The organism is Microbulbifer variabilis, from assembly GCF_052467165.1.
In genome coordinates, this window is the sequence record NZ_CP174301.1 from 3,007,906 (window position 1) to 3,020,085 (window position 12,180).

General features: G+C 52.5%; 10 protein-coding genes and 4 tRNA genes. 7 read left to right on the top strand and 7 right to left on the bottom strand.

Annotated elements, in window-relative coordinates:
• Positions 1 to 100 precede the first annotated feature (100 nt).
• From zipA to ACJJIP_RS13260, 4 genes are all read right to left on the bottom strand, one after another.
• Entirely contained in the window at positions 101 to 1,141 is a 1,041-nt protein-coding gene (zipA, locus tag ACJJIP_RS13245) for a cell division protein ZipA (RefSeq protein WP_444945321.1), read from the bottom strand.
• 25 nt (positions 1,142 to 1,166) lie between these two features.
• A complete protein-coding gene (gene smc / locus ACJJIP_RS13250) occupies positions 1,167 to 4,670 on the bottom strand; it encodes a chromosome segregation protein SMC (RefSeq protein ID WP_444945322.1) in 3,504 nt (1,167 codons plus the stop codon).
• A 374-nt stretch (positions 4,671 to 5,044) separates the two neighbouring features.
• Complete coding sequence (ccmI, locus tag ACJJIP_RS13255; protein WP_020414779.1) at positions 5,045 to 6,271, bottom strand: c-type cytochrome biogenesis protein CcmI; 1,227 nt, start codon at positions 6,269 to 6,271, stop codon at positions 5,045 to 5,047.
• Positions 6,268 to 6,795 (bottom strand): cytochrome c-type biogenesis protein, encoded by a 528-nt coding sequence (locus ACJJIP_RS13260; protein WP_245556722.1) that lies wholly within the window; start codon positions 6,793 to 6,795, stop codon positions 6,268 to 6,270. Before ACJJIP_RS13260 ends, ccmI begins: the two co-directional genes overlap by 4 nt.
• Before the next feature lie 176 nt (positions 6,796 to 6,971).
• Here ACJJIP_RS13260 and ACJJIP_RS13265 point away from each other — a divergent pair.
• From ACJJIP_RS13265 to ACJJIP_RS13280, 4 genes are all read left to right on the top strand, one after another.
• A tRNA-Val gene (locus ACJJIP_RS13265) sits at positions 6,972 to 7,047 on the top strand.
• Between the two features lie 48 nt (positions 7,048 to 7,095).
• Positions 7,096 to 7,172, top strand: a tRNA-Asp gene (locus ACJJIP_RS13270).
• A 496-nt stretch (positions 7,173 to 7,668) separates the two neighbouring features.
• Positions 7,669 to 7,744: transfer RNA gene (locus ACJJIP_RS13275), tRNA-Val, on the top strand.
• A gap of 48 nt (positions 7,745 to 7,792) precedes the next feature.
• Positions 7,793 to 7,869 (top strand) — tRNA-Asp (locus ACJJIP_RS13280).
• Positions 7,870 to 7,963: 94 nt separating this feature from the next.
• Here the strand turns inward: ACJJIP_RS13280 and ACJJIP_RS13285 are convergent.
• From ACJJIP_RS13285 to ACJJIP_RS13295, 3 genes are all read right to left on the bottom strand, one after another.
• The gene (locus ACJJIP_RS13285; protein ID WP_353375077.1) at positions 7,964 to 8,422 is read right to left on the bottom strand and encodes a GFA family protein; all 459 of its coding nucleotides are present in this window, start codon (positions 8,420 to 8,422) and stop codon (positions 7,964 to 7,966) included.
• 157 nt (positions 8,423 to 8,579) lie between these two features.
• Entirely contained in the window at positions 8,580 to 9,095 is a 516-nt protein-coding gene (locus ACJJIP_RS13290; protein WP_444901878.1) for a GNAT family N-acetyltransferase, read from the bottom strand.
• A gap of 73 nt (positions 9,096 to 9,168) precedes the next feature.
• On the bottom strand, positions 9,169 to 10,056 hold the full coding sequence (locus ACJJIP_RS13295) for a patatin-like phospholipase family protein (RefSeq protein WP_444901879.1): 888 nt from the start codon (positions 10,054 to 10,056) through the stop codon (positions 9,169 to 9,171).
• Positions 10,057 to 10,238: 182 nt separating this feature from the next.
• On the opposite strand from ACJJIP_RS13295, the gene ACJJIP_RS13300 reads away from it, so the two are divergent.
• The 3 genes from ACJJIP_RS13300 to ACJJIP_RS13310 all read left to right on the top strand — a co-directional run bounded on the left by ACJJIP_RS13300 (position 10,239) and on the right by ACJJIP_RS13310 (position 12,160).
• Positions 10,239 to 10,736, top strand: a complete 498-nt coding sequence (locus tag ACJJIP_RS13300; RefSeq protein ID WP_353375076.1) for a PH domain-containing protein — start codon at positions 10,239 to 10,241, stop codon at positions 10,734 to 10,736.
• Positions 10,737 to 10,844: 108 nt separating this feature from the next.
• Positions 10,845 to 11,588 (top strand): esterase/lipase family protein, encoded by a 744-nt coding sequence (locus ACJJIP_RS13305; RefSeq protein WP_282951078.1) that lies wholly within the window; start codon positions 10,845 to 10,847, stop codon positions 11,586 to 11,588.
• Positions 11,589 to 11,701: 113 nt separating this feature from the next.
• Positions 11,702 to 12,160, top strand: coding sequence for a GNAT family N-acetyltransferase (locus ACJJIP_RS13310; protein WP_040629208.1), 459 nt, complete (start codon positions 11,702 to 11,704; stop codon positions 12,158 to 12,160).
• Positions 12,161 to 12,180 lie beyond the last annotated feature (20 nt).

Here is a 12,180-nt window from a genome sequence, read left to right on the forward strand (position 1 = left end):
GAATTTGGTATACAGCAGCGGCCCCAGGCCGCGGCCAAAACCCCAGGGGATTTCACCGCGGCCTGGGGCCGCTGTTACTGACAAATAAAAGTTTTCGCTATCAGTTCTGTGCCATAGCCAATGCGCGGCGGCGCTGGTATTCCATGACACGCTGGCGATAGTGCTCAGCGGTCTGGGCTGTGAAAACACTGCGATTTTCATCTTTCAGCTCCCCACCGAGCAACTTGGCGATGGTGTAAGCGGTGGACAACAGCTGATCAAATGCCTTGATCGCCTCCCCCTCTACCGGCAACGCCAGGAACAGGCTAACCCCGGGAGTGGCAAACTCCTCCATCTGGGCGAGATCAAAAACGCCCGGCACAACGATATTTGCCAGGCTGAAAATAACCGCTCCATCGGCTCCACCACCCTCGTGGTAATGGAAAATATTCATTTCGCCAAAACGCATACCCGAAGCCACCATCACCCGCAGGAGATCATTGCCCTCAAAGTAATCCCCTTCCGGAGCCATCACATTAATGACAAGAACTTCGTCGCGCACCGGTACTTTTTCCTGGGGGTACTCATCAGCCAAAGGCATTTGCGGGCCTGGATCCCGGTGTGCAGGTGGCTCATTTTCGGGAGAAGTTGTGGTTTCTGCCCTGTCCTCACTGATCGCATGCAGGCTCTCGGATTCATTCAGTTCCGGCTCAAAACGCTGCTCTTCACTAATGGACTCCATTAAGGTAGGTACCTGCTCTTCCAGATCAAGCACACCCTGCTCTTCCAGTTTGCGCTGGGGTGTACTCCCTGCGAGGGGCTTACGCGAGGAAATAAAACTCTCTTGCACCTGGCGGTTGACGTGCAGGGCATCTTCCATTGCGCGGCGCTGAACTACGCGCACCTGGCCAGGCAGTTCACTGTTCGCCTGCCTCTCCTCAGCACGTTCATCACGGGGTTTGCTCGGTGTATCATCAGCGGTAGGTTTGGGGGCCGATTTTGAGACGGGGTCAGCTTCACTGTCCACCTCAGATTGCATCGCCTTGGATAAATTTCGGGAGACTTTTACAGCCGCCCGCTGCCGCATGATTGCGCGGCGCACACCATCCAATACCGCGATAAGCAGCACTACTACCAGGATTGTAACCAGCCAGTTATCCATTTTAAGCGTCTCTCCTTTTACGCTCTTATGCGGAAGCCAGCTCAGCGGCTTCTTCCACATTCACCGATACCAGGCGAGATACACCCGGCTCATGCATGGTTACCCCCAGCAGCTGATCTGCCATCTCCATTGCGATCTTGTTGTGGGTAATATAGATGAACTGAACATGTTCTGACATTTCTTTAACCATTCGAGCGTAGCGACCTACGTTAGCGTCATCGAGAGGAGCATCCACCTCGTCCAACATACAGAAAGGTGCTGGATTCAGACGGAAAATAGAGAACACCAGAGCGATCGCAGTAAGTGCCTTCTCCCCGCCGGATAGCAGGTGAATGGTACTGTTACGCTTGCCCGGTGGGCGCGCCATAATTGCGATTCCAGTATCGAGCAGATCCTCACCTGTAAGCTCCAGATAGGCATTACCGCCCCCGAATACTTTCGGAAAGAGTTCCTGCAGCCCCGCATTGACCTGGTCAAAGGTCTCCTTGAAGCGGGTTCTCGTCTCCTTGTCGATTTTCTTAATTGCATTTTCCAGAGTCCCCAGCGCATCCATCAGGTCGCCATACTGGCGATCCAGGTAATGCTTGCGCTCAGACTCCTGCTTATATTCATCAATGGCCGCGAGGTTAATCGGCCCCAGGCGCGAAATACGCGCGGCCACGAGTTCCAAATCTTCCTGCACCTGGGCGATGGTGAGATCACCGGGCAACTGCTCTAAAAGCTGCTCTACATCGTGATCACTCTCTTGCAGCTGCTCAACCAGACCATTGCGCTGCACCTCCAGGGTTTGCGCGGCGAGACGCTCTTGCTCAAGCTGTGCACGTATCCCTTGTAAGGCCGCTTCAATCTTGTGGCGCTCCTGCTCCTGCTCACGCAGGCCGCTTTCCACTTCCTCAAGCTTTTTACGCGCTTCTGCCAGCTCGGTTTCCACCTCAATACGCTCGCCCAGCTTCTCCTCCAGCTCAGCCTGGAAATCCTGGGAAGGGTCTTCGGTTTCAGCCATTTGCTCCTGCAACTGGTTGCGACGTAATCGCAGGCGCTCGAGCTGTTCATTCATCACCTGCAGGGTGCGCTCCAAAGAGACCATCTGTGTACGCACAGATTGTTCGCGCATAGCCAGTTCGTGAGCGCGATCCTTGTCCTCTCGGGCACGCTGGCGCGCAGCATCCAAAGCTTCGCGCAATTCCTCGCGACGCGCCATTAGCGTTTCACGACGATCGGTATCATCGCTCATAGCCTCCACGGCTTCCTGCAGCAACAACCGCGCTTCAGACAGGGACTCACCTTCAAGCTCCTGCTGCTCACGCACTTCAGCAATTTCCTGCTCAATGCGAGTGCGACGCTCGCTCATCTGCTCTGCACGAGCACGACGGGCAGACAACTGGCTGCGAAGCTCCGCCTCACGGCGACCGAGTTGTTCGGAATCCAGTCGGGACTGCTCAATTGCGCGCTCCAAGTCTACGGCATCACCTCGCATGGATTCACGCTGCTCACTGAGACTTTCTATCTGCTCTTCACACAGGGCAATCTCCTGTGCCAATGCCTCCAGTTCCTGCTTGCGGGCTAACACCCCGGCCTCCGCATCGCTGGCCCGGCTTACACGCAACCAGTTTGGCCCCAACCAGAGACCATCCCGGGTTACGATCGATTCATGAGCCCGCAGCTCAGAACGCTTCGCCAGTGCGTCAGTAAGGTTTTCAGCAGTGTAAATGCCTGAAAGCAGCCCGGTGAGAGAGGCCGGCCCCTGTACTACATTGGCCAGCGTGGGTAATGAAGAATCGGGGGGGGCCGCTACACTGGCCTCATCAATAAAGATTGCCTGGCCGCTCTGCAGTTGACCCAGCCCCTCAACAAGGCCCTCTAGCTGATCCACGCAGACCGCCTGCAGCTGTGAACCCATTATCGTTTCTACTGCGGTTTCCCAACCGGCTTGAGCCTGGATCTGGTCGGCAAGACGCGGCCTTTCACAAAGGGATTGTTGCTGCAGCCAGCTCTCAACAGCTTTACCCTGCCCCAGTGCCGCCTGCTGCAGCGCTTCCAAGGAGGCTTGGCGACCGCGGCTGGTCTGTAGTTGTAAGCGCAATTGGTCAAGGTCAGCTGCCATCTCCTGTTCGCGGGAACGCAATCCGTCCAGGGATTCGCGTCGCTCAGCCGTCTCTTCACGGCGCTCCTGAGCCTGCATTTCCATCTCGGCGAGCTCTTCATTCAGCTGCAGGGTCTCTTCGTCATCCTCAGAGACCTGAAGACCGGATTGCTCTGCGATCAGCTTGTTAATGCGCTCAAGCAATCGCTGCCCGGAAGTCTCCAGGTGTTGGATGCGCGACTGTTGCACCTCGGCCTTTTGGCGGGAACCTGAAGCCCCCTGATTAAATTGGTCCCACTCATTTTGCCAGTTGCGCATTTGCTCCTCGGCCTCAAGTAAGCCACTAGCGGACTCCTCTTCGGCGGCGAGAACCATTTCAAGATCCGGCACAATTACTTCGAGCTCCTCCTCGAACTGGGCAGCCTTTTCTCGATCCACTTCCAGGTTGGTCTCCGCTTCGCGGAACTCCTGTTCAGTCTGCGCCAAGTCGGAGTGCAGGCGAGTGGAACGTTCACGGGCATGGGCAATACTCTGCTCGAGGCGCGCGATATCACCTCCAACCGCATAAAAGCGGCCCTGCACCTCATTGAAGCTGTCGGACAACTCATGGTAGCCAACACGCTTTTGTTCAATGCCGGTGTCACAGCTCACCTGTCGGGTAACCAACTCCTCAACCGTCAGCTCCAGCTCACCGATTTGTTGCTGCTTAGCGGTATTTTGATCGTTGAGTTCGCGGTATTTAAGGGCTTGTAAATTCGCTTTGTAGCTGCGCTCTTCCTCTTTAAAGCGACTATATTTTTCCGCTGCTGCGGACTGCCGTTCCAGCCGGGACAGTTGTCGATCCAGTTCGTCTCGAATATCGGTAAGACGCTCCAGATTCTCATTGGTGCGGCGCATACGATTTTCAGTATCTCGGCGCCGCTCCTTGTACTTGGAAATGCCGGCGGCTTCTTCAATATAAACGCGCAGCTCTTCCGGCTTGGCCTCGATCAGCTTGGAGATCATGCCCTGTTCGATAATCGCATAACTGCGTGGGCCAAGACCGGTTCCCAGGAACAGGTCTGTCACATCCCGGCGGCGACATTTCTCACCGTTGAGGTAATAGTTATTCTGCCCTTCACGCGTCACTTTTCGTTTTACGGAAATCTCTGTAAAAGAGGCATAGGCACCGGAGAGCTTGCCGGCAGAGTTATCAAAAACCAGTTCGATAGAAGCCTGGCCCACGGGTTTACGCCCACTGGAACCGTTGAAGATGACGTCCGTCATGGAATCACCGCGCAGGTTCTTCGCTGACGACTCCCCCATTACCCAGCGCACGGCATCAATGGTATTTGATTTGCCACACCCATTGGGACCTACCACCGAGTTAAGGTTTGTAGGAAAGTAGACAGTGGTGGGGTCAACAAAGGACTTGAAGCCCGCAAGTTTGATGCACTTCAGACGCATGTATTCTTAAACTCGGTATTTTTTATCTTTGCCGGCCCGATCACCAAACACTCAATTGTACATGGCGCTGCCTGGGCTTTCAGCGCAATTCTTCACAGTTACTTTTCAAGCGGATTATCGGCCGGAATGGCCTGTGGTCAAGTCAAGATCGCTCTAAAGCTGCAACTGGTACCCAAGGCCAACTCAATAGCCCGGTAAGTTTGCATTAACAACCTCAAACCACTCACGACGTTGCCTCGTGCGCCTGTGACCATTTAGACGCGAACAAGTTCTCTGGCCGCAATACACTTTAATACAAGGCGAGAAATTACAGTCCCCGCACCGGCTCTAAGCGACGGAGAAGATGGGGCCATTAGGCCCCGCATCGCCACCTCTTACAATTTTTGGTCGATGGTAATGGACTGCGCTTTATCCCAACTGGCCTTTGGCAGGGTTTTAATAGTGCCCTGCCAATCCCCAGCTGCCGGACGCGCGTCGCCGTGCAGTGCCAGGCGTGCAACCAACTGAACCGACTCGACCGTAGAAATAGAGCGGCCCGGCATCATCGCACGAGATTCATCCAGAACCACCTCCGCAGGCAGCTGGCCCGCGGTCAGCCGCACTATCGCCAGCGGCATTGGGCTTTCAGCACTGCGGGCATAGATAAACACAGGCGTTGAAGCCTCGGCCTCGACACTGCTGTCCAAACTAACCTGGACGCGAATCTCGGGGCCTGCCTTTTCACCAGGGTCCCGGGCAACAACCACCGGCTCACCAGCATCCACCAACGCCTTTTCCGCCCGGGCAACACCCGCAGCAAGGGCTTCAGCAGCGGCCGACCCTGGTGCCAACTGTTGCAGGGCTGCCTGCCAGTACTCCTGTGCTTTACGGTATTCCTTATCCTCGTACGCGGCTATCCCGGCCAACCCCAACGCCGTGCCATTGCCGGGCTGGGATTCAAGGACCTGCCCGACCAACAGGCGGATTTCCTCGGTTATTTTTGAACCGCCAGCGAAAAATAGCGCCTGGGCTAACTCCGCTTTTACAGAGGCCGCCTCAGGCTCCCGCTCCACCACATATCGATAGGCCTCAACGGCACCGACAATATCTCCACTTACCAGCAACCTTTGCGCCAACACATAACGAGTGCTCAAGTCTTCAGGGTGGCTTTCAATACGCGCCTTGAGCTGACTGGTGATTCTCTTCTCAGCTTCTGCGTCTGTCTGCCCCTGCTGGCTAGCCAGAATCTCCCGATAGAGCGCCACCTCACCGGGCCGATCGGATATCATATAAGCTCCAACTGTCACCACCGGCACTACCACCGCCAGGCCGAGCAAAGCGCCCGCACCACGCCTAGTAGGTGCGGAGGCCTGAACCTCTTCCTGAGCACTGAGAAGCTCACGGGCCATTTCCGCCTCAAGTTGGGCAAACTGCTTTTCATCCATAGCCCCGCTCTGCACAGCCGCACGTAACTCACGGGAGCGCTCGCGGTAAAGCTCCGCTAAAGCCTCTTGCTTGTTGCTGCCCGAGCGTTTTGTCCCTGCAGCGCGCAACCCTGGCAATAAGAAGACAAAGGCCAACGCCAGCAAAAGGATCGCCAAACCAAACCAGATATCAGTCATTTGCTCTTCTTCCCACCATCAGTCAAATCACTGGGATCTTCACCCAGCAGTTTCTTCAATTTGCGCCGCTCGTCTTCGCTCAAGGCCCCGCTGTTATCATCCTGGCTCGCACCGGTTCCACTTCGGGAGCGTGTCACAATAATGATCAGCGCTAACAGGCCTATCAAGGCGAATACACCCGGAGCCAACCACAGGGCCAGAGTGTTTTTCTGTACCGGTGGTCGGTATAGAACGAAATCCCCATATCGCGCCACCATGTAGTCAATAATTTCCCTATCTGTGAAACCCTCTTCCAACAGCCGGCGAATCTCACGGCGCAAGTCTGTTGATATCGATGCATCAGAATCTGCCAGGTTTTGGTTCTGGCACTTTGGACAGCGCATCTCTTCAATCAGCACCCGATAGCGTGCTTCCAGTTCCGGGGAGGATAACTTTTCGGTCTCTACCACCGCCTGCACCATAACGGACAGACTCAGAGCGGCCATCGCTAAAAGGATTTGGCCCAGCCAATTCTTTTGTCTCACAGCTTCTCTCACGCTTTATCCATGGGAAATTTGGCTGATTATAACAGCGACACCTGCCATCGGACACGCCCGCGACTTCACACTTAACTGCCTTAACTCATTGAAAGTCAAAAAAAAATTCAAGAAAGGCGTTGACGCCGCGGAGAATATCATTAAGATACGCAGCTCCTGACACGGGGTGGTTAGCTCAGTTGGGAGAGCGACGGCCTTACAAGCCGTAGGTCACAGGTTCGACCCCTGTACCACCCACCACTTCTCTGACTCTTGCCAGGCAGGAGCAATAAAGAGAAACAGGAATGCGGACCGGTAGTTCAGTTGGTTAGAATGCCGGCCTGTCACGCCGGAGGTCGCGGGTTCGAGTCCCGTCCGGTCCGCCATATACAAAAAAGCCCTGCTCGAAAGAGCGGGGCTTTTTTGTTTGTGATTATTTTTTCCTTCCTTTAATTTTCATCTTCCATTATTAGAACCACACCCACTAAAAACAGACCCCGGCAGATCGAGCAAACCTAACTCCAAGTTAATGGAAGCTTCCCCTCAACAAAGCACAACCCAACCAAAAAAAGGACCGGCAAATTTTTACGATCATTTTCCGCACTTAAAAAACTTGCCGCGCACAGATAAACCGGCCGCTACAAAAAAATTATTCTCCCCGCCAACACCAATTTAATTCCACCCATTAGTACCAGGGCACCCCCCCAACAAAAAGACAGCAAACATTTACTTTCTGCCAAAAAATAACCAAATAATTTCACAGCAAATATTCTTTAAGCAGAAATTGGTGCTTTTTTATTCCATTAATTATTTTTAAACCTTTTTCGTAAAAACCTGTTGACCGTGAAAAAAATATCATTAAGATACGCAGCTCCTGACACGGGGTGGTTAGCTCAGTTGGGAGAGCGACGGCCTTACAAGCCGTAGGTCACAGGTTCGACCCCTGTACCACCCACCACTTCTCTTACTCTTGCCAGGCAGGAGCAATAAAGAGAAACAGGAATGCGGACCGGTAGTTCAGTTGGTTAGAATGCCGGCCTGTCACGCCGGAGGTCGCGGGTTCGAGTCCCGTCCGGTCCGCCATATACAAAAAAGCCCTGCTCGAAAGAGCGGGGCTTTTTTGTTTGTGTTTTGTGAAAACACCGAACAATAATTAGCTTATCCAGTATTTCAAATATTAACTTTCGGCCAATTCAGTTTCTGCCTTTTCGAAATCGGCATGTAACAGGCGGGTTAACTCTTCCAGATCTGGCATCTCCGCAAAGTGCTCGCCATTTCCGGCGATAAGATCCCAGGCTGCCTTGGAATCCACGTGCAAATGGGCAACTACCTGACTCTCCAAGCTCCCCTCTATCAATCCTGCGGGAACCCAGAAGTGCGTGGTGTTGCTCATCAGGTGGGGGACTGTACTACCGCAGCCGCTACAAAAGTCTGAGCGATATCCTGTTGGAGTGCGGTAAGAAGAAACCTTGTCCAACCCTCGCACCCAGCGAAACTGATCACGCGCCACAAACATTGCAGTATCTGATGCGGAGCCACTCAGTTTGCGGCAGAGCGAACAATGACACTGATAAAGGCTTGGTAGTGGCTCATCCAGCTGAAACTCGACTGCGCCACAGAGGCACTTTCCATTCATTCCTTCCTCCTTACCATAAGCTGAAATTCAGAGTCTTATCTGAAATCGAAATAGGGTAGCAACAATATCCCATCCCTACCTTAGACTCCTATAACGGCACGAGGAAGTAAATGCCAATTGGTACTCCATCCGACCTTATGGAAACTAAAAGGGCTTCTTATTCTTTAACTAGCGCCGTCAGTACATGGTCCTCCCAGCGCCCATTAATCAACAAATAACGCTTAGCATTGCCTTCAACCACAAAACCAAGCCGACGTAAAAGAGCTGCCGATCGATAATTTTCAGGCATGTAATTTGCCATCACCCGATTTAGCCCCAATTCCTTGAAGGCGAAAGCAATTACATATTCGCACAATAAGTACATTACCCCCTTCCCTTCAAAACTTTTGTCCACCGCGTACCCCATATTACATGCCTGAAAAGGCCCGCGAACAATGTTGGTAAGAGAACAAGTAGCCACAACCCCGGAGGATTCCGGAAAAGTGATCAGGAAATATGCTCCTCTCCCCTCCTGTTGCTCTATATGCCAACCCTGTAATCTCTGCTGCCACGCTCCAAGACTATGGTAACCACTCCCCCTGGCTGGCTCCCACTGGCGCAAATGATCCGCGTTACTAGAATAAAAATCGGAGAGTCCCTCAGCATCCTCTATCCTCACCGGCCTAATTTCCATTTCTTCCCCAATTAAAAAAGCAACGACAAGGCTTCATCACTGAACCTTAAAAAACTGCGAAAACAAATCGACCTCAGTCTGCTACCGACGCAGAAAAGGCGGCGCTCGCTTCACCCCGCAAAAAATGCCACCCTAGCGACCTCCCATCTTGATAGCCTTGCTCAAGCAACTCAGCCTCCTGTGTAAAGCGCTTTACCGGGAAGTCTTCCGGCGGCGCAATGACCGAAACGCGGCAATCTTTTGGGGGAGATTGAATAAAGTCCAAAGCGCGGTTGTAGCGCTCTCCCCTCTCCAGGACAGCTTCAAATAGCCGCGCGTGATCGTGGAAGAACTGCTTAATAAACTTTGGCGCCGCCCCAACCGGTTTGCGGTACCCTAACGGGCGTGACAGCACAACAGTAATATCCCTTGCGCCCTGCTCATAAGCACGAATAACCGGAATGGAGTCGGCAAGCCCTCCGTCTGTCATTGGCTCGCCGTCAACAATGGGAAATTCACGATACGCCATCGGAATAGCGCAGGACGCAGGGAACACTTCATGCATGTTCTCTTCCGTCACTCGAACATAATGAGCTTCACCGCTATTGATGCTGGTAGTTACCGCGTAGAGAGGCACTGCATTATCGATATAGCTTTGAATATTTAATGGCACGTCCTTGTAAGAGGCATGCCAAAGCCAACTAATATCGCAAAAATGCCCCCCTTTTAGATAACGCCGCCAATCTATAAAGTCCGTACGGCGCGCATGATCAAGCAATATCCGGCGACTTCGCCCGTAATCCCCCGCCAGGTATCCAATCAGGTTTGTCGAGCCTGCAGAGACTCCAATTGCGAAGTCGAAGGGACAGTAATTCGCTTCGATAAAAGCATCCAACACACCCGCGGCGAATATGCCGCGCATAGCGCCACCCTCCACTACAAGGGCAGATAAAGATTCTTTCTTTGTTAGTTCACTTGCCATAGGTAAACCGCCATAAAAACACAAAATCTCAATACCACACCCAAAAATATGGCTTATGGGTCATAAAATTCTCCAGGCCCGCCTCAATATCACCGCTGACTTAGGACAAGGTCTTTGCCAACTTGATTCCACCAGCACTATGATTGGAGAATTCAGGCTATTTGTCCTTAATTGAGTAATTTATGCCATCTGCCGTTTTTCAAGCCCCGTGGAGCCGTCAGTTAAAAATAATCAGTACTATAAGTGCCGCTCTCTTACTGGCCATTCCACTATTCCTGATGACTAAGGCCCCACCCACGCCGTCCCTACTCTTTAGTATCGCTCTTGCACTACCGCCAGCCATACTGCTGTTAGGCGCCCTGTTCATGGTCAGAGGCTATGTCATTCAGAATAACAACCTGTTTGTTCTCCGCCTGGGCTGGAGGACACGAATCCCCTTGCAGGACCTCAGAAAAGCCTCAGCCGACCCTTCAGCTATGCAAGGATCGATCCGTATATTTGGAAACTCTGGACTATTTGGCTACACAGGCCTCTTCCAGAACAAGAAGCTGGGGCGCTACCGCGCTTTTGCGACCGATCACGACCAGGCCGTAGTACTAAACTTCCCTACCAAAACACTGGTTATCACCCCAGACAGGCCAGAACGTATGGCTGAAATACTTAACCGGCATACTTCCTAGCCCTGCCACACATCCGGCCAGCGGGAAAGCTCAACTCCTGCGGCATACTTGGCTTTTTTCAGGACGAGCAGCATACTCCTGCAAAACGTAATACTGGTAAGGAAGTAAATGAGAAAAGTTGTTGTTGCGCTGGCACTCGCCTTCGGCGCCCTGTCGGTAAATGCCCACTCCGCCTGCGTTATTTTACTTCACGGCCTCGCCAAATCTGATAGCTCTATGGCCAAGATGGAGCGTGCAATCAGCAATGCAGGATATAAAACGGTCAATGTGGACTATCCTTCCACAAAGTTTCCCATAGAGAAGCTGGCCGGCAAAGCAATCGCACCAGCATTGGATGCTTGCACCGGTGAAAATGAAATTAACTTCGTCACCCACTCTATGGGCGGCATTCTGGTTCGCCAGTATTTGAGCAAAGTGAAAATTGAAAATTTGAACCGCGTGGTTATGCTGGGGCCTCCCAACAAAGGCAGCGAAGTGGTAGATAAGCTCGGTAATTTTCCGGGCTTTCAGTTTGCTTTTGGCGATGCCGGATTACAGCTGGGCACCGGCGCAATGAGTGTTCCCAACAAACTGGGAAAGGCAGATTTTGATGTTGGTATTATCGCCGGGACACGCAGCATTAACCTCCTACTATCGCAAATGATACCCGAAACCGACGATGGCAAAGTTTCTGTCTCCAGCACCAAGCTAGAGGGCATGAATGATCACTTGGAAATGCCTGTTACCCATGTATTTATGATGAAAGATAAAAAGGTAATCTCCCAGGTCCTCCACTATCTGGAGCATGGTGCTTTTGCCAAAAGCAAACAAAACCCAACCCCTGCCAGTCCAGGCAATACAACCGGGAACTAACCGACTCGGCAAAACTTAAAAATTGGCAATATTTTTTTTGCCAAAGGTTATCGTTAACAACCCAGACTATGAGCGCGAAAAATAAAAGCTCTATTTATGAGGGAATAACCAAGATGCAATGGCAATGGTGCAGCTTTAATGAACTTTCCATCAACCAGCTCTATGAAATTCTGCGAGTGCGCCAGGAGGTTTTCACCGTAGAGCAGGACTGCCCCTATCAAGATGCCGATGGCAAAGACCAGCATGCCTGGCACCTGATCTGCTGGGACGGGAACAATGAAAACCCACAAATAAAGGCTTACCTACGCGTTGTATTTCCCGGTGAAAAATATAGTGAACCCTCCATTGGACGAGTACTTACCGCGGAGTCCAGCCGCGGAACAGGACTAGGCAAAGAACTTATTTATCGCGCTGTAAAACAGACGCAGAATGAATACCCCAATAGAGGAATTCGTATTTCTGCACAGGAACACCTGGCCCGGTTCTATGGGGAATATGGTTTCGAGAGGGTATCCGACCCCTACGACGAAGACGGCATACCCCATATAGAAATGCTGCGCCCGGCATCGTGACGAATACCGGGCAATTCTCC

Bases quoted from the DNA above. Each gene is read 5' to 3' on its own strand.
- ACJJIP_RS13310 (WP_040629208.1), top strand. From the start codon at position 11,702: ATGCAATGGCAATGGTGCAGCTTTAATGAACTTTCCATCAACCAGCTC.
- ACJJIP_RS13305 (WP_282951078.1), top strand. From the start codon at position 10,845: ATGAGAAAAGTTGTTGTTGCGCTGGCACTCGCCTTCGGCGCCCTGTCG.
- ACJJIP_RS13300 (WP_353375076.1), top strand. From the start codon at position 10,239: ATGCCATCTGCCGTTTTTCAAGCCCCGTGGAGCCGTCAGTTAAAAATA.
- ACJJIP_RS13290 (WP_444901878.1), bottom strand. From the start codon at position 9,095: ATGGAAATTAGGCCGGTGAGGATAGAGGATGCTGAGGGACTCTCCGAT.
- zipA (WP_444945321.1), bottom strand. From the start codon at position 1,141: ATGGATAACTGGCTGGTTACAATCCTGGTAGTAGTGCTGCTTATCGCG.
- ccmI (WP_020414779.1), bottom strand. From the start codon at position 6,271: ATGACTGATATCTGGTTTGGTTTGGCGATCCTTTTGCTGGCGTTGGCC.
- ACJJIP_RS13285 (WP_353375077.1), bottom strand. From the start codon at position 8,422: ATGAATGGAAAGTGCCTCTGTGGCGCAGTCGAGTTTCAGCTGGATGAG.
- smc (WP_444945322.1), bottom strand. From the start codon at position 4,670: ATGCGTCTGAAGTGCATCAAACTTGCGGGCTTCAAGTCCTTTGTTGAC.
- ACJJIP_RS13295 (WP_444901879.1), bottom strand. From the start codon at position 10,056: ATGGCAAGTGAACTAACAAAGAAAGAATCTTTATCTGCCCTTGTAGTG.